This is a genomic window from Pseudoalteromonas sp. S327 (genome assembly GCF_005886415.1).
Lineage (GTDB): Bacteria > Pseudomonadota > Gammaproteobacteria > Enterobacterales > Alteromonadaceae > Pseudoalteromonas > Pseudoalteromonas atlantica.
Genome location: NZ_PNDP01000064.1, coordinates 1 through 26,392, shown reverse-complemented (window position 1 = coordinate 26,392; position 26,392 = coordinate 1). Strand labels below are relative to the sequence as shown.

At 41.3% G+C, this 26,392-nt stretch carries 25 protein-coding genes; 14 read left to right on the top strand and 11 right to left on the bottom strand.

Annotated elements, in window-relative coordinates; genetic code table 11:
• Positions 1 to 2 precede the first annotated feature (2 nt).
• The 4 genes from CWB60_RS17810 to CWB60_RS17795 form a co-directional block, all read right to left on the bottom strand.
• Complete coding sequence (locus CWB60_RS17810) at positions 3 to 1,262, bottom strand: efflux RND transporter periplasmic adaptor subunit (RefSeq protein ID WP_138578524.1); 1,260 nt, start codon at positions 1,260 to 1,262, stop codon at positions 3 to 5.
• Entirely contained in the window at positions 1,259 to 2,521 is a 1,263-nt protein-coding gene (locus tag CWB60_RS17805) for a TolC family protein (RefSeq protein ID WP_121637903.1), read from the bottom strand. Before CWB60_RS17805 ends, CWB60_RS17810 begins: the two co-directional genes overlap by 4 nt.
• Positions 2,522 to 2,669: 148 nt before the next feature.
• Complete coding sequence (locus CWB60_RS17800; protein WP_138578522.1) at positions 2,670 to 2,978, bottom strand: hypothetical protein; 309 nt, start codon at positions 2,976 to 2,978, stop codon at positions 2,670 to 2,672.
• 116 nt (positions 2,979 to 3,094) lie between these two features.
• Positions 3,095 to 3,388, bottom strand: coding sequence for an ArsR/SmtB family transcription factor (locus tag CWB60_RS17795; protein WP_024033207.1), 294 nt, complete (start codon positions 3,386 to 3,388; stop codon positions 3,095 to 3,097).
• Positions 3,389 to 3,630: 242 nt separating this feature from the next.
• Between CWB60_RS17795 and CWB60_RS17790 the strand changes: the two genes are divergently transcribed.
• Positions 3,631 to 4,617 carry a permease gene (locus CWB60_RS17790; protein WP_054982782.1) on the top strand — a complete coding sequence of 329 codons (987 nt, stop codon included), beginning with the start codon at positions 3,631 to 3,633 and terminating at the stop codon, positions 4,615 to 4,617.
• Here CWB60_RS17790 and CWB60_RS17785 read toward each other — a convergent pair.
• Positions 4,614 to 5,441 carry an AraC family transcriptional regulator gene (locus tag CWB60_RS17785; protein WP_138578520.1) on the bottom strand — a complete coding sequence of 276 codons (828 nt, stop codon included), beginning with the start codon at positions 5,439 to 5,441 and terminating at the stop codon, positions 4,614 to 4,616. The genes CWB60_RS17790 and CWB60_RS17785 overlap by 4 nt on opposite strands.
• A 112-nt stretch (positions 5,442 to 5,553) precedes the next feature.
• Between CWB60_RS17785 and CWB60_RS17780 the strand changes: the two genes are divergently transcribed.
• Complete coding sequence (locus CWB60_RS17780; protein WP_138578518.1) at positions 5,554 to 8,652, top strand: beta-galactosidase; 3,099 nt, start codon at positions 5,554 to 5,556, stop codon at positions 8,650 to 8,652.
• A 74-nt stretch (positions 8,653 to 8,726) separates the two neighbouring features.
• Here CWB60_RS17780 and CWB60_RS17775 read toward each other — a convergent pair whose 3' ends face one another.
• On the bottom strand, positions 8,727 to 9,185 hold the full coding sequence (locus CWB60_RS17775) for a DoxX family protein (protein ID WP_138578516.1): 459 nt from the start codon (positions 9,183 to 9,185) through the stop codon (positions 8,727 to 8,729).
• A 294-nt stretch (positions 9,186 to 9,479) separates the two neighbouring features.
• Between CWB60_RS17775 and CWB60_RS17770 the strand changes: the two genes are divergently transcribed.
• The gene (locus CWB60_RS17770; RefSeq protein ID WP_249318433.1) at positions 9,480 to 11,066 is read left to right on the top strand and encodes a sensor domain-containing diguanylate cyclase; all 1,587 of its coding nucleotides are present in this window, start codon (positions 9,480 to 9,482) and stop codon (positions 11,064 to 11,066) included.
• A 25-nt stretch (positions 11,067 to 11,091) separates the two neighbouring features.
• Here CWB60_RS17770 and CWB60_RS17765 read toward each other — a convergent pair whose 3' ends face one another.
• Positions 11,092 to 11,877, bottom strand: coding sequence for a hypothetical protein (locus CWB60_RS17765; RefSeq protein WP_232423966.1), 786 nt, complete (start codon positions 11,875 to 11,877; stop codon positions 11,092 to 11,094).
• Between the two features lie 153 nt (positions 11,878 to 12,030).
• On the bottom strand, positions 12,031 to 12,450 hold the full coding sequence (locus tag CWB60_RS17760) for a VOC family protein (protein ID WP_024033213.1): 420 nt from the start codon (positions 12,448 to 12,450) through the stop codon (positions 12,031 to 12,033).
• A gap of 271 nt (positions 12,451 to 12,721) precedes the next feature.
• Between CWB60_RS17760 and CWB60_RS17755 the strand changes: the two genes are divergently transcribed.
• The 4 genes from CWB60_RS17755 (at position 12,722) to CWB60_RS17740 (ending at position 15,969) form a co-directional block, all read left to right on the top strand.
• Positions 12,722 to 13,027, top strand: coding sequence for a hypothetical protein (locus CWB60_RS17755; RefSeq protein WP_138578549.1), 306 nt, complete (start codon positions 12,722 to 12,724; stop codon positions 13,025 to 13,027).
• The gene (locus CWB60_RS17750; protein WP_024033215.1) at positions 13,024 to 13,407 is read left to right on the top strand and encodes a hypothetical protein; all 384 of its coding nucleotides are present in this window, start codon (positions 13,024 to 13,026) and stop codon (positions 13,405 to 13,407) included. The genes CWB60_RS17755 and CWB60_RS17750 overlap by 4 nt, the downstream gene beginning before the upstream one ends.
• 166 nt (positions 13,408 to 13,573) lie before the next feature.
• On the top strand, positions 13,574 to 14,056 hold the full coding sequence (locus CWB60_RS17745) for a DUF3015 domain-containing protein (protein WP_024033216.1): 483 nt from the start codon (positions 13,574 to 13,576) through the stop codon (positions 14,054 to 14,056).
• Positions 14,057 to 14,136: 80 nt separating this feature from the next.
• Positions 14,137 to 15,969, top strand: a complete 1,833-nt coding sequence (locus CWB60_RS17740; protein WP_138578512.1) for an Lnb N-terminal periplasmic domain-containing protein — start codon at positions 14,137 to 14,139, stop codon at positions 15,967 to 15,969.
• A gap of 5 nt (positions 15,970 to 15,974) precedes the next feature.
• Here CWB60_RS17740 and CWB60_RS17735 read toward each other — a convergent pair whose 3' ends face one another.
• Together CWB60_RS17735 and CWB60_RS17730 are read right to left on the bottom strand one after the other, a co-directional pair.
• Entirely contained in the window at positions 15,975 to 16,796 is an 822-nt protein-coding gene (locus tag CWB60_RS17735) for a sterol desaturase family protein (protein ID WP_096740120.1), read from the bottom strand.
• A complete protein-coding gene (locus tag CWB60_RS17730; RefSeq protein ID WP_138578510.1) occupies positions 16,793 to 17,239 on the bottom strand; it encodes an SRPBCC family protein in 447 nt (148 codons plus the stop codon). Before CWB60_RS17730 ends, CWB60_RS17735 begins: the two co-directional genes overlap by 4 nt.
• 97 nt (positions 17,240 to 17,336) lie before the next feature.
• On the opposite strand from CWB60_RS17730, the gene CWB60_RS17725 reads away from it, so the two are divergent.
• The 4 genes from CWB60_RS17725 to CWB60_RS17710 all read left to right on the top strand — a co-directional run bounded on the left by CWB60_RS17725 (position 17,337) and on the right by CWB60_RS17710 (position 21,412).
• A complete protein-coding gene (locus CWB60_RS17725) occupies positions 17,337 to 18,332 on the top strand; it encodes an AraC family transcriptional regulator (protein ID WP_138578508.1) in 996 nt (331 codons plus the stop codon).
• Between the two features lie 85 nt (positions 18,333 to 18,417).
• On the top strand, positions 18,418 to 19,197 hold the full coding sequence (locus CWB60_RS17720) for a substrate-binding periplasmic protein (RefSeq protein WP_138578506.1): 780 nt from the start codon (positions 18,418 to 18,420) through the stop codon (positions 19,195 to 19,197).
• A gap of 46 nt (positions 19,198 to 19,243) precedes the next feature.
• Positions 19,244 to 20,212 (top strand): alpha/beta fold hydrolase, encoded by a 969-nt coding sequence (locus tag CWB60_RS17715; RefSeq protein WP_138578504.1) that lies wholly within the window; start codon positions 19,244 to 19,246, stop codon positions 20,210 to 20,212.
• Positions 20,213 to 20,323: 111 nt separating this feature from the next.
• Entirely contained in the window at positions 20,324 to 21,412 is a 1,089-nt protein-coding gene (locus CWB60_RS17710; protein ID WP_055252782.1) for a polysaccharide lyase family 7 protein, read from the top strand.
• On the opposite strand, the gene CWB60_RS17705 is transcribed toward CWB60_RS17710, so the two are convergent.
• Complete coding sequence (locus CWB60_RS17705) at positions 21,402 to 21,806, bottom strand: nucleotide triphosphate diphosphatase NUDT15 (protein ID WP_024033224.1); 405 nt, start codon at positions 21,804 to 21,806, stop codon at positions 21,402 to 21,404. The genes CWB60_RS17710 and CWB60_RS17705 overlap by 11 nt on opposite strands.
• A 184-nt stretch (positions 21,807 to 21,990) precedes the next feature.
• Here CWB60_RS17705 and CWB60_RS17700 point away from each other — a divergent pair, with 184 nt between their 5' ends.
• From CWB60_RS17700 to CWB60_RS17690, 3 genes are all read left to right on the top strand, one after another.
• Positions 21,991 to 23,874 (top strand): AMP-binding protein, encoded by a 1,884-nt coding sequence (locus tag CWB60_RS17700; RefSeq protein ID WP_138578502.1) that lies wholly within the window; start codon positions 21,991 to 21,993, stop codon positions 23,872 to 23,874.
• 429 nt (positions 23,875 to 24,303) lie between these two features.
• Positions 24,304 to 25,161: an MBL fold metallo-hydrolase gene (locus CWB60_RS17695; protein WP_138578500.1), complete on the top strand. Its 858-nt coding sequence runs from the start codon at positions 24,304 to 24,306 to the stop codon at positions 25,159 to 25,161.
• A gap of 107 nt (positions 25,162 to 25,268) precedes the next feature.
• Positions 25,269 to 26,216 (top strand): alpha/beta hydrolase, encoded by a 948-nt coding sequence (locus CWB60_RS17690; RefSeq protein ID WP_138578498.1) that lies wholly within the window; start codon positions 25,269 to 25,271, stop codon positions 26,214 to 26,216.
• The last annotated feature ends 176 nt before the right edge of the window (positions 26,217 to 26,392 follow it).

The following is a 26,392-nucleotide window of genomic DNA, read 5'->3' as shown; positions in this document are numbered from 1 at the left end:
TCCTAATGTGAATGGCTTGCGCCGCTTTTTAAAATATCGGCTTTAATTACATAACTGTTCTCAGTTACGTACTCACTGGTTGGCGAAAGCCCTTCAAGCACTTCTACCCATTCGCTGTTTTTAGCACCGAGTTTTACTGGGCGTACTTCAAACACATTGCCACTTTTTATAAACACGCTAGGTTTGCCGTTAAATTCCTGAATAGCAATCGCTTTGACGCGTACAGCCGCATCTACTTTTGCAGTACTAATGTCGCTATTAACATGCATACCTGGTCGCCAATGGCCATCAGGGTTTTTAAGCTCGATTCGCGCACGTGCAATGTGCCCGCCACTCATCATTGGGGCTATGTAAAACACCTCACCTTGGGCATTTAAATGATGATGTAAGTCGTACACTGTAGCGCTTTGCCCTATGGCGAGCTTTTCAATGTTATCGGGAAAGGCCGACAGCTCAACCCATACGGTTTCAAGGTTTACTATTTGCGTTAGCGCGCTACTGGCAAGCTCGCCGCGCTTTAAATATTGCTCGGTAATAACGCCTGTAATTGGACTTTTTATGGTGTAATTTTGTAGGGTTTCGCGGTTGGTTATGCTGGCAAGCTTATCGCCTTTTTTAACGTTTTGACCAATGCTTACAAAAATATCGTTAACTAACCCGGTATAAGGCGCCATTACTTCAACGGTGCTCTGCGCAGTGGGCGCTATAACACCAAATAAAGTATCGGTTAGCTCAACGCTACCTGCTTTTGCAATGTCAGTTTTAATACCAGCGCGTTCAATTGCTTTCTCGCTTAGCGTTGTACGCCCTTCTTCTTGCTCATAATGATAATTTATTTCAGCGCCTTTATAGCGAGCCATTACATCAAGCTTAAAAGAATGCGGCTCGTTTACGCTCACGGTACTTACTAAATAGTCATCTTCAGCTTTAAAGCGAATAAGCTGTGGCGCTTCACTTAAACGCTGCACGTTTATGGTTACCTCTAACTGGTTTACATCAACGGCTTTACCGTTATTAAACCCATATATTCGCAGCTCGGTATTACCGGCAAACTGGGTTAATTTAAGCTCTAAATCAAGGGCGTTATTGGTTAGTAAAAAGCCGCCATGCGGGCCTTTTTGTGTGTGTTCGTCTTTATGGCCTTGTTCGTGGCTGTCACCATGACTTTCTTCGTGATTGTCATCAGATGCCATAGCCATGCTACTTAAAAATGGGAGTGTAAGTAATTGCGTAATTAATAATGCGATAAGAGTTTTATTCATGATTGATGAGTCTCAATTAAAGGTTGGCCAGTTAAACGCTCAAGGGTAAGGAGCACTTGATATAGCTCGCTATGGGTGTTGATAAGTGCACGTTTAGAATCAAATAAAGCTTGCTGTGCATCGAGTAATTGCAATACCGATATTTGCCCTTGTTGATAGCTTTTTAAACTTTGTTTTATGAGCGTTTGCGCTTGTGGAATAACGCGCTGTGTTAAAAGCTGTGCTTGCGCCGCTTTACCTTGGTAATACGCATAGAGCGTGCGTATTTGCTTACGTAACTGTATACGTAATTGCCCTTGTTGTTCATTAAGTAGCGTAAGCTGATGCTGCGCCGCCTCAATATTACCGCCATTAGCGTTACTTAATTGCAGCGGCATTGAAAACGAAAACACTAACGAGCTGGCATCAGCTTGCTGGTTATATCGCACACCACCACCAAGGGTTAAATCACTTTGACCCGTTGATTTTTGCAGTGCTAAATTAGCCGTTTGTTGCATGTATTGCTGCTGTAGTAGTGCAAATTCTGGTGCTGTATTTACCATATCAAGTAACGCTGCCTCACTTTTAATAGCAGCTATTTTTGATAAATCTCCCGCATAGTAATCACTCACTTGCTCCTCTTGCCAAAGCTCATTGAGTGCTAAGCGAGAGCGCTCAAATTCACTTTGTAGCATGGCCGTGTTTAAATCTACTTGGCTTAATGCATAACGCATGCGGGTTACATCAGCACTTGAGACCGCACCGGCTTTAGCGCGTTTTTCAATTGCGTTGAGTGCCTGCTTAACAGTGTTTTTACGCTCACTGTTTAGTGCAATTAACGCCTGAAATTTTAGCACTTGGTAATAACGCTCAGCGGTGGTTGCTAAAAGTGCTAACCGAGTATTTTTATACTCAATTGTTTGCGCTTTTATATTTGCAGTAGCGTAATTAATACGATTTTGGCGTTTATCGCCAAGCTCAATTAACTGGCTTAAAGCCAGCGTGTACTGCGCCCCCGAAAACGCATGAGAGCCATGAGTTCCTAAAAAGTTTTCAGCTTCAAAGCTCAGCTCAGGGTTAGGTGAAAGCGCGGCTTGGCTTTTAAGCGCGGTTAATATTTTTTGATGGTACGGGTAGCGTTTAAGCTGTAAGTTTTGCTGCTCGGTATTTTTAAGCGCTTGCTTTAGCGTTAATACGTTTTGAGGCTCGCTTTTTGCCAAAGCGCTCAGTGTTGGTAGTGCACACAGTAGCGCCACCAGCATAAGTAGTTTTTTGTTCATATAGCATATCCGTTTTAACAAACAGAGTTGGCTTAATCACTATGCCTATTTTAAAAACAAGCGCGATTAAGCAACCTAAATATGTACATAACTAGCCTTGTAGCGCACAGGCGCAGGCAGTTATATACAAAGTGTTTAAAATTAAAAACTAGCTATAAAAATTGGGTGGCGGAACATCTGGTGGGTAATTTAAACCATTGTAACAAGCATTGTTTGTGGCTTGGCTTTGTTCAGGGCTTATTGAATGATTTATCGTACTGTAGTAACCACAGTGGCAATGCTGATGGGCATGAATTTCGGTAGGTGGTTGCGCGTCTTCATCGTCTGTATCGGCCACAGACTGAATGTGCGAAGCATGATCGACTTCTTCTTGTAAATGATACGCGGCAGCATCACAGCTAATAAAGCTGTGTACAAGCACAAGAAGTATCACGACTAAAAAGTAGTTTGAGCGCATCCATTACCTAATTAAATTTAAAGTAGGTTCCTATTTTACAAACTAGGAACAGCGGCATATTAAACCCGCGCGCGTCTTGAGGTCAATAAACAACGCGCAAAACCGTTGATAAAAGTTTACTGCCCTTCGTCTACACAACATTCGTTTTGTAAAAAACCAATTACATCGTCTAAGCGCTGGTACATAGCCACGCAATAAAGCGTGCGCCCTTCGCGCCTTTGGCTAATTAGCCCAGCGTTAACTAAGCCCGATATATGGTGCGAAAGTGTAGAGCCCGCCATGCTTAGCTCTTCTTGTATATTGCCAACACTAATTCCAGTGTGCCCTGCTTTAACTACACGCTTATATATAGTTAAACGCGTAGGATGGCCTAATTCTTTTAATGCTTTTGCAACGTCGATAATTTCCATTACAACCTCGTAATTTCTAAATTATTAGAAATAATAACAATTTGAATCTTTAAATACAGCTTTATTAGCAAGTTACCTTAAAAGTTAAAAAATAAAACATTTAAAAACAAGGGCATAAAAACTATTTCTATATATCTAGAAATAAAGTATTGACGATATTATTGCCCATCAATATACTTCCATAAAATTCGAAATATAACTTACTTAACGTAAGTTATACCCTGTGTACTTTGGAGTGCGTTATGAGTAATGAAATGCTAGCAATGGCAAAAGAGGCGTTAGGCATGTTTGCCTTTTTAGCTACAGAGTTAACTATTTTATTTATTGTTATTAGTTATTTAGTGGGTGTTTTACAGCTATTTATAACACCCGAAAAAATTCAATCTATTTTAAGTTCAAAAAACGGTAAGGGCTACGTTGTTGCTGCTTTATTGGGGGCTATTACACCATTTTGTTCGTGCTCAACCATTCCGTTTTTAAAAGGATTATTAAGAGCGAGAGCGGGCTTTGGCCCTATGATGGTATTTTTATTTGGCAGCCCGCTACTTAACCCGGTGATCATTGGGTTATTTGTAATTACCTTTGGCTGGCAGGTCGCTTTATTTTACTTTTTAGTGGCTATGGTGGTGTCGGTTGTAGCAGGCTATACCCTTGAAAAGCTAGGCTTTGAAAGGTATGTAAAACCAGAAGCTTACAGCACAGAATCTACTAGTAGCTGCGCAAAACCAAGCTGTAGTGAGCCTAAAGAAGTTGAGCCAAGCTGTGCAACCACAAGCTGCGGCGAACCTAAAGCAATAGAGCCTACTAAAAAAGCGCAGCCTAATCGCTGGGTAAAAGTGTGGCATGCAACCTTTAAAGACTTTAAACAGGTGTTTCCGTACTTAATGCTAGGGGTAGCAATAGGCTCGTTTATTTATGGCTTTATTCCTACCGAGCTAATTGCTAAATATGCGGGCGATGGTATGTGGTATGCCATTCCTATTGCAGCCATTATTGGTATTCCACTTTATATTAGAGCCGAAGCCGTTATTCCGCTAAGTGCCGCATTGGTCAAAAAAGGCATGGCGCTTGGCTCGGTAATGGCATTAATAATTGGCAGCGCGGGCGCAAGCTTAACAGAAGTTATTTTGCTTAAATCAATTTTTAAAAACCAAATGATAGCCGCCTTTTTGTTTGTCATTATTACTATGGCTATTGGTGCAGGCTTTTTATACCAAGCTATTTTTTAAATGCTCATTTTTCTAAACTCAGTGGGTGACACGCCCACTGATTTTTTAAACCGTTTTGAAAAATTAAATATATTAGGGTACCCCACGTAAGCGGCAATATGGGCAACCGGCCAGCGGGTATTTAGTAGCAAGTTTTTAGCCCGTTTAATACGTAAATAAATCAGCTGCTGCATAGGACTTTTACCAAATTGCGCTTGGCATAACCTGTGTAAATGCGGTGCTGAGTAATGTACTTGTTCGCACATAGCCTCTATTGTCCAATCAAACTGCAGGCGTTCTTCTACCTCTAAAAACAAGCTGGTTAATCTATTTTGCCCGCCTATTTGCGGCTCGCTTTGAAGCGTAGTATTTAAGTAGTGGCTTAAAATAGGCATTACGCCTTCGCGCAAAGTAGCGTTTGTCTCGCTGTATAAAAGCTCCATAGCTAAATGTAATGGCGCTAACTGCTGATTAGTTAATACTTTAGCCTGCGCTAAATTTAAATGTTGCCAACGCTTGGTGTTTGCAAGGTTTAGCCAAATAACATCCCATTTTTCGCTCGCTATTTTAACCTCAAAACTTTGCCTTGCAGGCAATATAGCTAAGCTATTTTCGGCAAGTGCATATTGGTTATTAATGGTTTTTAGCGTGCCCTGGCCAGCCAAGGTATAAAAAAGAGTGTGTTCAAGCGGGTTAGTACGCGCAACACAATAATCACCCAATAAATTTGAGCAACCTGCCAGCTCTATTTCAAGGCTTGGCATTTGCGAAAGCGTGGCTAAATCAATAAACCGCTCTGTACACTCTGGGCCAATATCGAGTACATCTACAATGGTGTTGCGCATAATTTAAAATGATAGTTTTGGATAAATAAAAGAGAGCTTTAAGCATAACCGCAACACATTATTTTAGCTATATTTAAGCCACTTTAATTGCCACACATGCAATAGGACACTAATGAACTCACTACAGCACATAATTAACCGTCGCGATTGGGAAAACCCTATTTCGGTGCAAGTTAATCAAGTAAAAGCACACAGCCCACTTAATGGTTTTAAAAGCGTTGACCATGCCCGTACCAACACACAATCACAAAAACAAAGTTTAAACGGCCAGTGGGATTTTAAATTATTTGATAAACCCGAAGCGGTTGATGAGTCATTGCTAAGTGAAACACTCGCCAGCGACTGGCAAAGTATTCCAGTGCCTTCTAACTGGCAACTACACGGCTTTGATAAACCTATTTATTGTAATGTTAAATACCCCTTTGCAGTAAACCCGCCATTTGTACCAAGCGATAACCCAACAGGTTGCTACCGCACTGAGTTTACTATTACGGCGGATCAATTAGCTCAGCGTAATCATATTATTTTTGAAGGCGTAAACTCGGCGTTTCACCTTTGGTGTAACGGTCAATGGGTGGGCTACTCGCAGGATAGCCGCTTACCCAGCGAATTTGATTTAAGCAAACTGTTAGTGGCTGGCACCAACCGCATTGCGGTTATGGTTATTCGCTGGAGCGATGGCAGTTACCTAGAAGATCAAGACATGTGGTGGCTAAGCGGTATATTCCGCGATGTTAATTTACTTACTAAACCACAACACCAAATACGCGATGTATTTATAACCCCAGATTTAGACGCCTGCTACCGCGATGCAGCGCTACATATAAAAACCGCAATAGATGCGCCAAATAACTACCAAGTAGCAGTACAGGTTTTTGATGGTGAACAGGCACTGTGTGAGCCACACATACAAAGCACTAACAATAAACGCGTTGATGAAAAAGGCGGTTGGAGCGATGTAGTATTTCAAACAATTGATATACAAAACCCTAAAAAATGGACCGCCGAAACCCCGACCTTATACCGCTGTGTTGTAAGCTTACTAGATGAGCAAGGCAACACTGTAGATGTAGAAGCCTACAACATTGGCTTTAGAAAAGTAGAAATGCTTAACGGGCAGCTTTGCTTAAACGGCAAACCGCTACTTATTCGCGGTGTTAACCGCCACGAACACCACCCCGAAAACGGCCACACGGTGAGTACCACCGACATGATTGAAGATATTAAGCTGATGAAGCAAAATAACTTTAATGCAGTACGCACCGCTCACTACCCTAACCATCCACGCTTTTACGAGTTATGTGACGAGCTAGGTTTATACGTAGTAGACGAAGCCAATATAGAAACCCACGGCATGTTTCCTATGGGGCGTTTAGCGAGCGATCCGCAGTGGGCTGGTGCATTTATGTCGCGCTATACGCAAATGGTTGAGCGCGATAAAAACCACGCCTCTATTATTATTTGGTCACTGGGTAACGAATGCGGGCACGGTGCCAACCACGATGCGATGTACGGCTGGTCTAAAAGCTTTGACCCATCGCGCCCAGTGCAATACGAAGGTGGCGGCGCAAATACCACCGCAACCGATATTATTTGCCCTATGTATGCCCGTGTAGATACCCATGTTGCCGATGACGCCGTACCTAAATACTCTATAAAAAAATGGTTAAGCCTACCAGGTGAAACGCGCCCACTTATTTTATGTGAATACGCCCATGCAATGGGTAACAGCCTAGGTAGCTTTGACGATTACTGGCAAGCATTTAGAGAATACCCGCGTTTGCAAGGTGGCTTTATTTGGGATTGGGTCGATCAAGGTTTATCTAAAACAGATAAAAACGGCAAGCATTACTGGGCTTACGGTGGCGATTTTGGTGATGAACTAAACGACCGCCAATTTTGTATAAACGGCTTATTATTTCCAGACCGTACACCGCACCCAAGCCTGTTTGAAGCTAAATACAGCCAGCAACATTTACAATTTACGCTGCGAGAGCAAACTCAAAACCAATACACCGTTGATGTATTTAGTGATTATGTATTTAGAGCAACCGATAACGAAAAACTGGTTTGGCAGTTAATAGAAAATGGCCAATGTGTAGAGCAAGGCGAGCAAGTTATTAATATTGCTCCGCAAAGCACGCAAACGCTAACGATTAATACAAAATTGGTGTTTAAAGCAGGTGCGCAATATCACCTTAATTTAGATGTTGCACTGATTAACGACTCAAGCTTTGCAAATGCCGAGCATGTATTAAACACCGAGCAATTTAAGCTTATAAATAGCCAAAGTTTAAGCGCTGATACATTTTCGCCTGCGTTAACAAACGCCTCAACGCACGGCGCACTAAATATTAGCGAAACCAACACACAGCTAAGCATTGAAGGCGATACCTTTAAACTTGTGTTTAATAGCCAATCAGGCCTTATTGAGCAATGGCTGCACAATCAAACCCAAGTTATTAAAAGCCCATTGGTTGATAATTTTTACCGCGCCCCGCTTGATAACGACATAGGCGTAAGCGAAGTAGACAACCTAGACCCTAACGCATGGGAAGCACGCTGGTTAAGAGCAGGTATTGGGCAGTGGCAGCGTACATGTCGCTCGTTTGAAGTCGTGCAATCAAAAGTAGATATACGTATTACCTGTGTATTTAGTTATGAATTTAATGGCGCAGTACAAGCAAAAACAACTTGGTTTTATACACTTAATAATACAGGTGAAATTAACTTAAATATTGATGTACAACTAAACGATACTCTCCCGCCCATGCCACGCATAGGGGTAAGCACAACGCTTAATAAACCAAGCGATATACAAGTAAATTGGCTTGGTTTAGGCCCATTTGAAAACTACCCAGATCGTAAAGCTGCTGCGCGCTTAGGGTATTACAGCGCACAATATAATGAGCTACATACTCCGTATATATTCCCAACCGATAATGGCGTACGTAGTGATTGCCAATTACTAAGCATTAATAACTTAAACGTGACTGGTACGTTTTTATTTGCCGCCAACGAGTATTCGCAAAGCATGTTAACGCAAGCAAAGCACACTAATGAGCTAGTCGCTGATGATTGCTTACATGTACATATTGACCATCAACATATGGGGGTTGGCGGCGATGACTCGTGGAGCCCAAGTACCCATAAAGAGTATTTACTAGAGCAAAAGCAATACAACTACTCTTTAAAATTCAGTGCTAAATAAAACAGCGCTTAACCCATACAAAAATAGCGGCTAATTTAGCCGCTATTTTTTTAATACTGAATTGTTATTTACTACTACTGAGGCAGCGATTTGTTCGCTAACTTTTTAGCAATTACGTTATCAACCGATAAGCTACCTGCCCCTTGTATAGCCAGTGCAGCCGTGGCAACTAACAAAGTAAGTGCGAACTCATAGCCGTTGTTTGCTGCAAATAAACCATGACTAATGTGTACGCTAAATATCGCAATCAGCATAGTAAACGCCGTAACTACAGCCGCTGGGCGCGTTAATAAACCAATGACTAAGGCAATGCCGCCAAAAAATTCAGCGCTGCCTGCCATCATTGCAAGCCAATAGCCAGGCTCAAGGCCAATGCTTGCCATCCACTGCCCTGTGCCTTCAAGACCGTAGCCACCAAACCAAGCAAATAATTTTTGTGCGCCGTGCGCTGCTAAAATTAAACCAACGGGTACACGTAAAATAAGTGCTGCCATTCCTGCGTTAGAGCTTAATAATGAGTGTAAGTATTTCATAGTGTGATCCTGTTTTATTGTTAATAAGGCTAGTAACCAATGAGTACAGTTTACTATCATCATTTAAAACAATTAATACGAATATTATTGCCAAATTATCAACATGGTGTTTTTAATTGCTTAACTAAGTTGCGGCTATTTTGTACTTAGCGGGCATAAGCACCTCAGGAGCTAGTTTAATAGCGCACTTTTAAGCGTTATTAAACAGTAAACTAATAGCTAAATAGTCCGGCTCTGCTAGTATAAAAAAAGTAGTAAAAATTGGATCCGCTTATGAGCTATAAAGGTAATAGATTGACGTTTTTCCCACCTAAAAATAAGGGGGCGCTCTTTTTTGTTTTCATTACTTTGCTCACGTTATTTATTACTTTTGATTCTCATGCTGCCGATACATGTAAAATAAAGCACTTAAACTCACCCACGCCTGCCTCTGTGCTAAAGGTAAATACTCCTTCTGAACTCACTGCTCAACGCGGTGTTAATCAATATAAAATAAGTTGCTCTGTTAAAAATGGTGGCGTACTAAGCTTTTTACGCCCGGGGCTAGATAGCTTTACTTGGCAGCAAAACAACACTGTAAAAGCGCCCTTAAAAGCAGGGCAAGTAGCCTACTTAATGGACTCGGGGGCTTTTACAGCCACAATAACATTAGAATCAAAGCTTAATTACACACCGCGGTTTAAATGGCAGCCAACTCATATTTATTTTAAAAAAGCACAGCAACATTCGCTGATTATGGGCTCATTTTATGGGTTGTGCATTACACTTATTTTTTATGTATTAATAATGGGACATAGACTTAACGAAAGTGTATTTAAGCTCTACAGCATTTACATTTTTTGTATTGGCAGCTTTATTTTACTCCAAGAAGGGCAACTGTATTTATTTGTAACGCAGCATGTCTCTGGCGTTATTTTTAACTTATACCTACTTAGCATTGGCTTAACCGTACTAAGTGCCACATGGTTTATGCTTGCGTTACTCGAGACTAATAAACGCTGGCCTAAATTAACCAAGCTGCTCAAAACATTGGCCTGTACTGTAATGCTATGCGCGGTACTTAAAATGCTCGTTACCGACCTGTTATTTTGGACAATAGCAGGGCATATAATGGCTTATTCTTCGCTGTTTATTGTGGCTGTTATTTTTACTTTAGCAGCCATGCAAGCCCTCAAAGGTGTACGCGAGGCAACACTCGTATTTGTAGCGCTTAGCTTTGTATTAGTAAGTATGATTTTTAGGGTGCTGCTTATTAACCAAAGCCCGTTTATGCAGCGTTATGGGTTTGTCTTAGCGTTTGCGGTTGAATCATTTTTATTAGCTGTTGCGGTTTCAAGGCGTATAAGCCGAATGCGAATTGCACAAAAGCGCGCCGAAACCGAAGCAGACTACGACCCCCTTTGTGGTATTTTAAACCGCAGGGGCTGGGCTAAAAAATCATCCGCGCTTATCAATATGCACGCCAAAAAAGGCGGCGTATTATGTTTGATGTATATAGATTTAGACGACTTTAAACAAATAAACGACAGCTACGGCCATGCTGTAGGCGATGACGCTTTATGCAACGTTGCCCGTTGCTTAAAAAGCAGTGTTCGCAGCAGCGATGCTGTAGGGCGCTTAGGCGGTGATGAATTTGTCGTACTTGCACATTTTTATACTAATGCGCAGGTAAATCCTAAAACTCATCATTTAAAAACCGCCTTAAATAGGCTCACAATAAATCACAACAACGACCCTATAGCCATTAAAGCGAGTATGGGTACTACCGTATTTAGTGAACCGCCCCACTCTATTGATGAAATTTTAAAAGCGGGCGACACCGCCATGTACCACGAAAAAATACAACGAAAGGTTAAACCGCTCACGTTAGTAGATGGCTAAATTTAAGCAATACTGCTTATTGCTATTAAACCGTAGCCGGCTTGGCAAATTGTTTACGGTTTACATAGTGGCTCATAATAATGGTAAATAAAGTTGAGCACACTGCAGCCGCTGCATATACCTGCCAAATCACAAATTCAAACTTAAGCGCGAGTGCAATCACAGCAAAAAACACACAGCCCCCTAACGAGCCAATAATGCCGCCGTTAAGCACCTTATACGCCGAGTATTTTTTATCACTTGCATGCGCAATACTGCCCATAACCGCCAAAATTACCGGAAAAGTAGAAAGTAACCCGCTCCACATTGCCCCTATTTTTGCCGATATAAACGTAACTAACATAATAAAGCAGCTGACCAGTAACATTTTTAGCGGCAGCTCCCACGCAGCGGTAAAAGGTTTGGCATCGGGCGCAAATTTTAACTTACTCGATGCCAGCGCAAGCACCAATAAAGTACTGAGCGAGAGCACCGATGCAAAGGCAATATTCACCGGCAATAACAAGGTAAATGCACTAAAAGCGCACCATAGTGTTAATGCAGCAAACAGCGCTTTAACTACCCCGTATTTTGCAAGCATGGCAGCATAACAAAAACAAAATAAGCCTATACCGCTCATGCCATACAGCGACGCCACAGCCGAGTTACTGGCAAATAACTTACCTTGCTCAAGCGCAATAAAATACGAAATAGGGCCCGATGTAATAGGCAAGCCCGGAATAATACCGCTTACAAAACTGCCAAAGCGTTTTTGAGCAAAGTGAATAAATAATAAAAGTAATGGCGCAATGGTGAGTTTTAACAGCAACATAAATAACTATAAAGTATGAGAGTTGCGCGTTAGTCTACGTTTAAAATTCCGTACTGTAGAGTGAATAAATATCACTCATACGGTGTAATTATTTTCATCTATAGGTACAAAAAAGGCCACTACAAAAGTGGCCTATTCTTTAATAAATATTGCTTACGCTTTTTTAAATAAAACCTCAGGGTTTACCATGGTTTTCATTTCAAGCACGTTGCCGTTTGGATCTTCAATAAAAAAGGTTTCTTGTTCAAACTCATCACCAACAAAACGGCGATACGGTTTATCTAGGTATTCAAGCCCCGCATCTTCTATACGTTTTTTTAAACCGTTAAATTCATCTTCAGATAAATGAATACCAAAATGCGGTACCGCCACTGCGCCCATATCTACATCGTGGCGAACAGTGGGTAAGCGCTCTTCGCTTTGGTGTAAGGTGAGCTCATTACCCCAAAAGTCTATGTCTACCCAGCGCCCTTCTTCGCTGTTCCCTGTTTTACAGCCAAGCACATCACAGTAAAACGTTTTCGCTACTTTTAAATCGCCAGCGGGTATAGCCAAGTGCAAACAGTTAGACATAAATTACCTTTAATCTTTTAAATTTGTATATTAATAACCTCTATTATACATAAAATATAATTTATGAAACATTAACAGCCACAAATAAGCATAGTTAATACCAATCCAGCTTAAAAAGTAGCCTTAATAACATTTAACGCTAACACCCACATTTTATTTATTAGAGATAGTTAGAAAGCGTAAAAGGATTAGTTTAAAATGCGCCACTATGATTAAATTCTTATTTTTAAAGTTTATAACCTTCTTTTTAGGCTTTGTTGCCTGCTTTGCCATGCACACTACTTTTGCATTGCCTTTAGTTATTTCGGCGGCGCTTACAGGGCTAATTGGCTCGTTTATTCCTTTTCCTGCTCGGTTTAAAAATCATCCCTATGCGGCTATTTACGCAGGTAGTTTTGCCGGTATGTGCTCTACATACTTAATTACAAGTTATTGGGAAATAGCCATAATTTCTGTTATTGGCGCCAGTTTATATGTGCTTACCATAAATATGTTTACCGGATTTGGCGGTAAGCTTGGCAGTGTTGCCTTTGCCAGCGTGGCTTTATTTATGTTGGCCAAAGGAATGGTTTTATGAATTTAGAATACCCATTTATAGCCTTATTAGGTGCGTTTCTAACGTTTTACTTAGCCAAACATAATCGTTTTGACGGCATACGTGCATCGGCCTCGCTTTCTATTATTGCTTATTTACTATTAAGTGCTTTAAACCTAAACCCCGACTTATACTCAGTCGTGTTTTTTGGCGGCACGTTTATAGGCATGAGCGCCCCACACCGATTTGGTATTTATACCGTGGCCAGCTCATCTATTTTATTTTCGTTTTTATTTGAATACCTAGTACCAAAGCTTGATGGTTATGGCGGTGCCTTAGGTGTGAGTGCGTTTTTATCTATTTGTATTTGCCACATGTTTATTTTACTCGGAGCGCCAAGAAGTAAAAAGCCAAGCTCTTAAAAGCAAGCTAAAAACAGTAAGTAACTTGTTTATTTTATTGCTTAAAGTAAACGCAACATGAAAAAATTCATAGCTAGTTATGTTCCTTTTTTCTACAACTCTGTTAGAATCCTCCGCGATCTTTATTTACCCTAAATAAAGACTAATCGTATATGGATTTATGAATATGAAAAAAATAATCGCAGTAGCAGCACTTTCTTTACTTCCTTTCTCTAATGCAATGGCTGACCAAGATATTGGTTGTGGCCTAGGCTCTATGTTATTTGCTGGTCAGCAAGGTAAAGGCGTTAAAATTTTAGGCGCTACAACTAATGGTACTTCTGGTAACCAAACTTTCGGTATCACATTTGGTACTTTAGGTTGTGACGGTACTGGTACAGTTACTTCTTCTGAAAAAATCGCATTATTCATCGATGGCAACATGGAGCAGCTTGCTCGTGATATGTCTCAAGGTGAAGGCGAAACTTTAGCAACACTTGCTGAGGTTTGGGGCGTTTCAGAACAAGATAAAGCAGCATTCAACAAGCTTGCTCAAGCACAGTTTTCTTCAGTATTTACTTCTGAGAACGTAACTTCACAAACAGTGTTAGAAAACCTAAACGCTGTTGTAGCAAGCGATGCACAACTAGCTTCTTATACTCTTTCTTAATCAGCTAAATTAGCCGGTTTTATATGTATAAATAAAGCCGCTAGAGTATCCTCTAGCGGCTTTTTTATGATTTAGTGATTATGAAAAAAATATTATTTACCTTGCTAGCCATACTTTTTAGTACGCATTCACATGCTAAAAGTATTGAAAAAAGTACCTTAGCCACACACCCTTATTGGCTTAAACTGGGCCACTACCGCAATACCACATTAGGTAGCTTTAAAAGCGAAGTAGATAGCGCCGAGTTTTTTTTATCGCCTACAGGTAAAACCAGCCCAGTAGATGAGCTAAATGCCACCATTAGCGCATTTAATGCCAATAAAAGCAGTCAACAAAAATACAGCTGCCAATTTCCAGCTCGCTACACATGGCTAAAATCAAAAATTAAAAACAATTGGCCTGCTCTTGATTGCGCTGAGCTTAAGGCCTGGCAACAAGTCATTAATCCTAAAGGAGTTACGCTTGTATTCCCTACTGCATTTATGAACAGCCCTTCTTCTATGTTTGGGCACACTTTGCTGCGCATCGATGCTAAAGATCAAACCCGTAGTAAAGAGCTGATTGCCTTTGCTGTAAACTTTGCGGCAGAACCTGATGGCTCAGATAACGCTGCTATGTACGCATTAAAAGGCCTTATTGGTAGCTACCCGGGTAAGTTTTCGCTTATGCCGTATTATAAAAAAGTACGCGAATATAATGATTTAGAATCACGCGATATTTGGGAATACAAACTCAACTTAACCGAGCAACAAGTTGAGCTGGTATTACTGCATTTGTGGGAGCTACAAAACGCCACTTTTGATTATTTTTTTATAGACGAAAATTGCTCCTATCAGTTACTCGCGTTACTGCAATTAGCAAATGAGGAGCTTAACTTAACCTCACAATTTAATATGCAGGCTATTCCTTCAGACACTGTTGCCGTGTTAAGGGATAACAATTTACTGCAAACGCCAAATTATCGTCCCGCCTTTGGCACTAAGTTATTCCACTATTCAACGCAATTAAGTGACCAACAACTAAGTGATGCCAGAGCCCTTATGCAAGGCAAGCCATTAAATACACGTAATTACTCACAGCAAGAACTTGTTGCCATATTAGAAATGGCGTACGAATGGTTAAATTTTGAATTTTACGACAAAGCCCTTAACCGTGAGGAAATAGCCCCTCGTCTTACTAAGTTACTTTTAATGCGCAGTAAGTATGCGGTTCCTTCACCTTTGTCTAAGCCGGCAAAGCCTAAAGCGTCACCAGAGCAAGGCCATGGCTCTTCAAGGCTAACGGCTAAAAGAGTGCAAAATAATAACCAGCAAATCACCACCAATGTAGCTTATCGCCTTGCTTATCATGATTTACTAGACAGACCCGCAGGCTTTATACCCGGTGCACAAATTAGCTTTTTTGACTTATCAGCCAACCTATCAGATAGCGGGAATAGCCATATTGAGCACTTTTACTTACTTGATGCTATGTCGCTTGCCCCCGATAACCGTGTATTTGATAGCTGGTCGTGGAATATAAAAATGGGCTTTGATAGGCAACCAAGCCCAAACAAACGCTCTGGCCGGTTTTTTACTAAGGGTGGATACGGTAAATCTTATGGCAATCCAAACAGTGTGCATGGCTACATTTTGGGACAGTTTGAGCTAAATACTGGAGATATTACTAACCAGCTCAGCGTTGGATTAGGCAGTGAGGCGGGCGTTATTTGGCAAGTAAATAACAATCACAAACTAGCCCTTACAGGTAATATGTTTTGGCTAAGCAATAATAATGCTAATAACCACAGCGAAGCTGCCCTAACTTGGAGCTACGCGCTGTCGCGTAACATAGCGCTTCGCAGCCAAATAAAGCACGAAAAATGGCACAGCTATAATACTGCGGCTAGTTTTGCAGTGCAGTTTTACTTTTAAGTCTGTTATTTAACTTTAACGCTACTGGTTGGGTAGCCAAATAGTACTTTGCATTTAGCTTTTAACCCTTTCGCCGTATAGGTACTTTTTAATAAATGAGCCCACTGATGAAACGTTATTATTAGTGGGTTATTACTATTTAGCTGCCCTACTATGCCGTATTTACAGGGCTGATTTTTGTCTTCTTCTACAAAGGTGCCAAATAACTTATCCCAAATAATAAGCACACCGGCAAAGTTTTTATCAAGGTAGCGTTTATTAATTGCATGATGAACCCTGTGGTGCGATGGCGTATTAAATACGCTTTCAAACCAACCTAACTTAGCCACTATTTGCGTGTGCACAAAAAATTGATATGCCAAATTAAGTGCCACTACGCTAAATACGGTTAAAGGGTCAAACCCTAGTAGTATCATAGGTAGCCAAAATACCCACATGCCGGCTACTGGGTACATTATGCTTTGCCTAAACGCAGTGGTAAAATTCATTTTAGTGGAGCTGTGGTGAACCACATGCGCAGCCCACAACCAATGAATATGATGCGACGCACGATGAAACCAATAGTACAAAAAATCTTGCAGTAAAAATGCAAAAGCAACGCTTAATACACTTAGCTTTATATCAAATAAGCGGTACTCGTAAAGCATGTAAAAAAATGGCATAAGTAGCAGCAGTGCCATTGCATCTGCGCCTTGGTGCAACAAGGCTAAAACGGTGTTTGCTAGGCTGTCTTTTATATTGTAATAGCGCTTAAATTTTACAAATTCAAAGCATACAAACACTAAAAACACAGGGCTTAGGGCAAGTAAAATAATTTCTGAGTTCATACTTTGCCCACCATAAAGTAATGCTGCAGTTTATTTAATGCCTGGGTTATATCTTTACTAATTAGGTGTTTTAGCAAAGCATTTGGCAGCCACCACGGCGCTTTGCAGCGTATACAATAATTAAGCTCAGTAGTGATACTTTTAGCGCCTTTATTAGCAACTAAATAAATATCACCTTGATGGTGTGCCACAGGCTTATTGCCTACTATTTGGTAGCAAATGTGGCTGGGGTTAGCCATTATTATACGCTCATTAAACGTAGCATTTGCCATTTTCACTTGCCTAATAGCGCCTTTACCGCCTTTTAGCTCACCGCTATTTGCTGTTTTTATTAGCTCAAACTTGGCATTAAAAAAGCGATCTAACTGCTGATGATCCAACAAGGTGGTTATTATTTGCAAAGGATCTGCATTAAGCGTTTGTTTTATTGATATAAAGATCATAGTTTACAGCGAAGATAATTACACATGTAACTAGCATATAAAAATTGAACATGGCAAGCTTGCTCATACACGACCATTTTTTAGCTTTAGACGACAAATGCATACACTGGCTGATCATTACTTTTCGAGCATTTTAGATTACTTGCAAACCCAAGATATTGATTCTAATACGGCTCTTAAGGCAATCGGGTTTACTGAATTTAGTCGCCAGCATAGTCAGCAATTAGCACCCCGTATTAGTTTACAAAGTTACAATGCGCTGCTTGTGTACGGCCAAAAAGTGCTAAACGATGCGCTGTTTGGTTTTACTTTAGGTATGCACATTCGCCCCGCAGATTACGGTATATTGGGCTATTTAATAGAATCGAGCGATACCCTAAGTAGCGCTATAAAGGCACTGTTAAATTACGACAGCTTAGTGGCAGATATTGGTAAAGCGCAGTTTTTGCAAACTGCAGACACCGCTACGGTGCGCTGGCATGCTCATCCTCATTGTAATGAACAAGTAGTATTACGAAACATGACTGCGTGGGTAAGCGTTATTCGCCAATTAATAAACGCATCGCTTTGCCCAAGCAGTATCAGCTTTATACATAATTGGCCTAAAAGACACACACAACAGTTAGAGGCCTGGTTTAAATGCCCCGTTATAAGCGGCGCAGCGCATAACCAAATAAACTTTCCGAGCAGTTATTTAAACCTTGCCTTTAAAACCGACAACGCCATTGTAAATGCTACATTTAAGCAGCTTTCACAACAGCAGCTATCGCGTTTTAAAAGTCAGCTGTGCCTAACAGAAAAAGTTAAACAGCTACTTTTCGCAAAAACAACATTACAAAATAGCCAGCTTATTGCAGTTGCAAGCGCACTAAACGTAACACCGCGCACGCTACAGCGACATTTAAAAAAACAACATGTAACCTTTGCGCAATTGCTTGAACAAGAAAGAAAAAACCGCTCCCACACGTTAATTGGTACGCTCCCACTTAGCGAACTAGCTAACCTGTTAGGCTTTAAAGATCAGAGCTCGTTTAATCGTGCTTTTTTACGATGGCACCATTGCACACCCACACAATTTTTAAAACGTAAATGAACCGCAGTGTTATTCACATTAAATAAACATTTATGGTATACCTTTTAATCAACACTCTTTAAACTAGAGCGCATAATAATTAAAAATGTGGGTTTTATTTGTGCGTGTAGTATTAAGTATTTGTGTGTTTATGCTTTATAGCGCCATGTGCAACGCACAAACCATTACCTTTGTAGCAGAAGATCTCCCGCCTTATCATTTTATAAATGAAAATAACGAACCCGACGGCGCATTAGTCGATTTAGCCAAAGCCACCATTAAACACGCAAAGCTATCCGCCAAGTTTGAAATAATTCCTATGGCGCGTATTTTTACAATGCTTGAAAACAACCCAAATGCAATTGCGTTGTCTCTTTTAAAAACCCCCATTAGAGCAAGGCAATACACCTGGCTAGGTGAGTCATACTTTGCCGATGCTTATTTAGTTAGCTTAAAAAACCGTACTGATGAAGTTACCCACCTTAATCACGCAAAATTTTACCAAGTGGCCACAATACGTGGCTATTCAAGTGCCACCTATTTGAAAAACGCCGGTTTTACCGAAGACAAAAACCTAGTTCTTGTAAGCTACTATCAGCAACTGTGGCAAATGCTTTATAAAAAACGCATCGACTTTGTACTAACCAACACACTTACGTTAAATAACGAGCTAAAGCACTCAGGCCTAAATCCCAATTTAATAACGAAACGAATTCATTTAACCGACTACCCTTCAAAATTATATTTTAGTGCCAACAAAATCCTAGATAAACACACCGCAAGCGCTATTAACCATGCACTTAACGCGCTAAAAGAAAACGGCGAATATCAGGCTATTTTAACCAAGTGGCAGCTACCGCTTCCGGCTACTGCCAACAAGTTGTAATAAACAGGGTCTATAATTTTATCAACGCAAACACTGCTAGTTGGCTATGCGAACAATTAAAACACCTCAGGGTATAAAACTCAGTTACCAAGACGAAGGCGATAAAAAAGCCCCTGCAATCATACTTATTATGGGTTTAGGCGCACAAATGACCGTGTGGCCGGACTCGCTTTACTACACCTTAGTAAAAAAAGGGTTTAGGGTTATACGCTTTGATAACCGCGATACTGGCCTTTCTACCCATTTAGAGCATCACCCTAGCCCGAGTTTATTTAAATCGTGGTTAAGTAAACGCCTGCCCATACGCACGAAAACGCCCTATTTACTTGATGATATGGCAAACGATGTATTGGCGCTTATGGCGGCGCTTAAAATAAAAAAAGCGCATTTTGTAGGTGCTTCTATGGGCGGTATGATTGCTCAGCTAATTGCAGCTCAGCATAAAAAAAAGGTGCTAAGTTTAACCACTATTATGTCAAGCTCTAGCCTGCCAAGGCTGAGTGCCAAAAGCATTGGCGTATTTATAAAGCTTGCCAAATTAAAGCCCAAAACATCCAGCCGTGATGAGGCAATAAACTACAACATTAAACTTAACCAACTTATTGGCAGCCCCGCTTACCCTCAATCAGAAGACGCACTTCGCCATCATGCAACGCAAATTGTAGAGCGCTCGCATAATCCAAGTGGCTACAAACGCCAGCTTATTGCTATGGCCGCGAGTAAAGACAGGCAACATTTAATTCGTAAAATTAAAACGCCTACTTTAGTAATTCACGGCAGCGACGATGTGGTAATACCCGTAAGTGCAGGCAAAAAAACGGCAAGCCTTATAAAAAAAGCCAAACTAAGAGTAGTCCCTGGGATGGGCCATAACTTTGCGCCAGAACTTATGCCTCTTATGACAAAGTGGATAGTTAAGCATGTAAAAAAAGCGCAGCGCAAACACCTAAATAAAAAACGCAAAAAACAACAACAACAAAAAAACCACTTTGGTATAACCAAAAAGGCACTATAAAAACTACAAAAACAAAAAATTGGTAATGTTGATATTTTAAATTGGTATGTTAGATTAAAGTTAAGCGAAGTTAATATCGCTCATTTTTAATATCATCACACAGAGACAACAATGAAAAATCTAACATCTACTTTTAAACTCACAGCACTGGCTGCTGTTACCCCTTTGCTATTTATGGGCTGTGCCAGCACAAGTACACCTGTTGATAGTAATGTCGCAGTACCTGCGTCAAAATTTGATTTATCGCAATGGAAAATAAACGTACCTGTAGATCTCAATAACGATGGAAAAATAGATACCGTAGACGTAGAAGAGATCCAAACCTACGCGCACCCTGATTTTTTCTACCTTGATGATCAAGGTTATATGGTATTTACCTCGCCAAATAAAGCGCTTACCAGTGCCAATTCAACCAATACCCGCAGTGAACTAAGACAAATGATCCGCGGCACTAATACCAAAATAAAAACTAAAAATTCAAAGAATAATTTTGCCCTAGCTGTACACCCGCTATCGGAGCGCTTTGGCTCGGTAGGCGGAAAAATGGAAGCCACGCTAAAGGTGGATCATGTTGCGCTTCGCGCTAACGATCCTAATAAAAAAGCCGCTTACTCTGTGGTGGTAGGGCAAATTCACGCAGGTAAAGACCAAGCCTTAATAGATACAAAACTGGGTTTTGGCTGGGGTAACGAACCACTTAAAATTTATTATAAAAAATGGCCTGGCCATAAAACCGGATCTGTTTTTTGGAATTACGAACGTAACTTACCAAAAAAAGATCCTAACCGAACCGACATTACATACCCTGTGTGGGGTAATACCTGGGAAAACTCGGACGATCCCGGTGCGACAGGCATAGCGCTTGGCGAAGACTTTAGTTACACAGTAAACGTGCATAAAAACATGATGTACTTAACCTTTAGCGCCCAAGGCAAAAAAGACGTTAACTACGCAATTAACTTAGGCAATAACGTAGATGCCTATGGCAAGGTAGATGAAAAAGATCACCCTAATGGCTATGCTGCCGATTGGCATTACTTTAAAGCGGGTGCTTATAACCAATGTAGCACCAAAAGCGCTAAAGGCATTTGGTACCCAGGCTGTTTAGGCACTGGCGATTGGGCCACCGACAAGCAAAATGGTGATTACGCCCAAGTGAGCTTTAAAAAATTAGTATTAAGCCCATCAACTAAACCGTAAGCGTTGTTGTAGTTAAGTAGTTTTTAAGTGATGTAAACAGTGGCGATGGTAAATTATTAATGTCGCACCAGCGCCACTGCATACATTTATTTGGCTCGTTTAGCACAGGCTCGCCGCCCTCGTAATCGGCTTTTACGTATAAAGTAATGTAGTGTTTATTCTCAGCACTAAAAATATCGTTAGTAAAATCAAGCTTAGTAATTTTACTCACATTTAGCCCTGTTTCCTCAAATACCTCGCGTATTGCGCACTGCTCAACACTTTCACCAAATTCTAAATGTCCACCAGGCGTTGCCCATGTATTTGCACCATGCGACCCTATTCGCTCACCTAATAAAATAGTGTTTTGGCGCATTATAATAACCGCAACCCCTACTCTTACTACGTTACTCATATTGTGTTTTCTCTTATTTTAATTGCTCGCCATGCTGAGCCACACGCTTTGTATTGTCAATTTTGTATTTTAAAACCTAAAGTGTTGTTTAACTTTTAGCCGACCATAGTCGAATACCTATCGATTAAAAAAAAGCCTACCTTTTGTAAGGTCTCTCACACACATTTAGTATTAGGAGCCCACTATGTTAGGCCCATATAAACAACAATACGAAAGCTTTAAACAAAACCCAGCACAATTTTGGCTTGAACAAGCAAAGCGCCTACCTTGGTATAAAAAGCCCGAAAACGCCTACACACAAGACACTGACGGCCTTTACCATTGGTTTGATGATGGCCAACTAAACACCAGTTTTTTAGCGCTCGACCAACACGTTATTGCCGGTTTTGGCGAGCAAACCGCGCTTATTTACGACTCCCCCGTAACCAACACGCAGCAGAAGTATAGCTACTACCAGCTACAGCAAGAGGTAGCTAAATTTGCCGGTGTAATGCAATCGTTAGGCGTTAGTAAAGGCGACCGCGTTGTTATTTATATGCCCATGATCCCCCAAGCTGTAATAGGCATGCTGGCCTGCGCCCGATTAGGCGCTATACACTCTGTGGTATTTGGTGGCTTTGCAGCGCATGAACTCGCCGTACGTATAGACGATGCAAAACCTAAACTCATACTGAGCGCTTCGTGCGGTGTAGAGGTAGATAGCGTAATAGAATATAAACCGCTGATTGATCACGCCATAGATCTTGCCAATCATAAAATAGATCACTGCGTTATTTACCAGCGCGAACAAGTAGCAGCCACGCTTATCCCCACAAGAGATATTAACTGGGATGAGGCAATGCAAACAGCCACTGCAGTAGAGCCAGTACCTTTAAGTGGGCGTGATCCTCTTTATATTTTATATACCTCAGGCACTACAGGCACGCCTAAAGGCGTAGTGCGTGAAAACGGCGGCCATGGTGTTGCTATGCACTACAGCATGGAAACCGTTTACGGCATGCAGCCCGGCGACGTATTTTGGGCTGCCTCAGATATAGGCTGGGTCGTTGGGCACTCCTACATAGTGTATGCCCCGCTAATTTATCGCTGTACAACAGTGTTGTTTGAAGGCAAACCAGTTCGCACACCTGATGCCAGTGCATTTTGGCGAGTAGTAGAGCAGTACCAAGTAAATGCATTATTTACAGCGCCCACTGCGTTTAGAGCCATCAAAAAAGAAGACCCAAATGCAAAGGGCTTTAAGCAGTACAACACCAGTAGTTTAAAACGACTATTTTTAGCTGGCGAGCGGCTCGACCCGCCAACGTACAACTGGCTAAAAGAAAAAACCAACCTGCCAATACTCGATCACTGGTGGCAAACAGAAACCGGCTGGGCCATTGCCTGTAACCCCGTAGGCATAGAAGAATTAGTAACAAAACCAGGTAGCTCTACCGTGCCAACTCCTGGGTTTGATGTGCAAATATTGAATATGCAAGGCGAGCAATGCGCACCAAACGAGCAAGGCGTGGTGGCTATAAAATTGCCGCTGCCACCAGGTTGCTTACCCACCATTTGGCAAAACACAGCGCGCTTTAAAACCGGTTATTTAACTCAGTACCCAGGGTATTATCTTTCCGGCGATGGTGGTTACATAGATGGCGATGGTTACCTATTTATAATGGGCCGTACAGACGATGTTATAAACGTAGCAGGTCATAGGCTTTCAACCGGCGAAATGGAAGAAATAGTCGCATCCCACCCAGCCGTTGCAGAGTGCGCGGTGTTTGGGGTTGCCGATACACTAAAAGGCCAATTACCGATGGCCATGATCGTACTTAAAAACGACTTTACCGGCTCCCCTACCGATGTAGAGCAAGAGCTTGTGCAAACAGTACGCAACCAAATAGGCGCTATAGCGTGCCTTAAAACGATAGTAAGCGTAGAGCGATTACCAAAAACTCGCTCAGGTAAAATACTACGCAAAAATTTACGTCAACTGGTCGATGGCGACGAACTACAAATACCTTCAACCATAGACGACGCCGGTATTTTTGAAGAAATAAACCAGCAGCTCACCCTGCGTTAAACCCAACCTAACAAAGCCATTTTATATTTAAAATAAAATGGCTTTTACTTTGACTGAAATTTTATACTCATTAGCACTTTCTTACTTAATGCTAGGGTCTGTTGATCTTTTAAGGTTAAATTTGCAGCTGTCTGTTTGGTATTTAGACAAGGCAGAGCCTATATAGTGTGGTTGTTCCCCACAAATAGGCGATAACGTAGCATTAATGCCAAACAGGCGCTGCCCAAAGGGTTCTTCCTAGGGGCTATTTACTCTTTGTTGCCTACATGGATGTATGTAAAGGGCGTGAGCAGGACGCGGAAGCTTTGCTCGGCTTTTACTTAGCCCACTAGGTTACAAACCTCGCGCCGCGATTAAATAGCCCCTAGTTTGAACAAATTTTAATCCGCAAAGGTCAACAGACCCTTAGAACATTAAACAGGATTGTGCATGCTTCGCTTATTACAAACACTACTTGCCACCAGCTTACTATTTTCAGGTTTTATGGCGCAAAGTTACGAAATTGAAGATTTAGGCGATGGCCTCCACCGCTTTATTGACGACAGACACCGCTCGGTATTTTTAATCACCCCACAAGGTGCAATAGTTACCGACCCACTTAATAAAAAAGCTGCCACGTGGTTAAAGGAGCAAATTAAAACCCGCTATAACGTACCGGTAAAATACGTTGTATATAGCCATAATCACAGCGACCATATTTACGGCGCAGAGGTATTTAAAAGCCCGCACACAACCTTTGTTGCGCACAAACTTACCGCCCAAGATATTAAAAACACAAAAATAAAAACGGTTATGCCTAACCTTACTTTTGATGATGAACTAATACTTAGCCTTGGCGGCTCAACCTTAAAACTTAACTACCACGGCCCTAACGATGGCCGAGGCTCGGTAAGTATGCTGTTCGAAAAGCAAAAAACACTATTTGTGGTCGATTGGATAGTCATTGGCAGAATGCCATGGCAAAAACTATGGAGCTACGATATTCAAGGTATGATTAATTCAACCCAAGCGGTTTTAAATTACGACTTTAATACCTTTGTGGGCGGCCATGCCGATATGGGTAATAAAGCCGATGTTGCACGTTATTTAAGTTATATAGAGCAACTGTACAACAAAGTAACCGCAGCAGCGCTTGCAGGGCAAAGCCTAGAGCAAATAAAACAAAACGTTAAGCTCGATGAATTTTCAGATTTAAAGCAATACAAAGCATGGCTGCCACTTAATATTGAGGGCGTATACGAGCGCCTTATGGAAGAGTCGGGCATGGGCTGGCGCAGCGATTTATAAATTGTATGCGTGTGCATTTGTAGCTTAAATGCAAGTGCATACGTATTCACATTGAATTAACAATGCAAGCTTGTGATAGTGCACTTTTTGTATGCTAAGGTGCCACCATGAAATTAGTTGCTTTACTGTTTAGCTTATCAATATTTGTAGTGCATACCAGCTATGCAAACACGCCCACCGTGCAAGTAAGCAAGGGCCATATTGAGGTGATCGACAATATAGAATCACAGTTTTTAAAAAACCGTTTTTTAAATGTATGGCTACCGCCAGGTTACAACAAAAACACCACCTACGATGTACTTTACATGCACGATGGCCGCATGCTGTTTGATGCCAATAGCACATGGAACAAGCAAGAATGGCGCGTAGATGAAGTAGCCGGCTCATTAATAGAGCAAGGCAAAGTACGCCCATTTATTGTGGTAGGCATTCCAAACGCCGTTGAAAACCGCCACAGCGAATACTACCCACAACAACCGTTTGAAGCCTTAAGCAAACAAAAACAAAACGCCCTATACCAGTTAGAAAAATACCCAGGCCACAAATTATTTGCCTCTAAGGTGAACTCAGACAACTACTCACGCTTTTTAGTTAAAGAAGTTATTCCTTACATAGAGTCTAACTACAACGTAAACAAAGGCGCGCAGCACCGCTATATTGGTGGCTCTAGCATGGGTGGGCTTATATCGTGGTATACACTACTTAATTACCCTAACGAATTTGCCGGCGCTATTTGTATGTCGACCCACTGGCCGGGTATTTTTAGCCACGACGACGAGGTATTTGCCGAGTTTAAAAATTACATTGCCAACAACATCGCCAAGCTAAGTAACCAAAAAGTGTATTTTGATTATGGCGACAGCACTTTAGATGCCATGTACCCTAAGCTACAAGCGCAAATTGATGATTTATTTATGGCGCAACAATACCCAGCAAAGCTATGGCAAAGCCAGTATTTCCCGGGGGAAGATCACACCGAAAACGCATGGGCAAAGCGCCTACACATTCCCCTTGAGTTTATGTTTAGAAAAACCAAACAAGCTGCGGCCGAGTAATCATTTATACCAATTCGTTTGATTAAGTGATCTATTTTGGATGATGGAAAAACGTGTTGATAGCTAGGCAAAAAATTCGCTATTTAGTTGTTCTAAATGAGAAATTTTTAACGCAGGTAGCGACACGGATAGCCCCGAAAAATTATTAAGTAATATGGCGAATTGATATTCTGTCC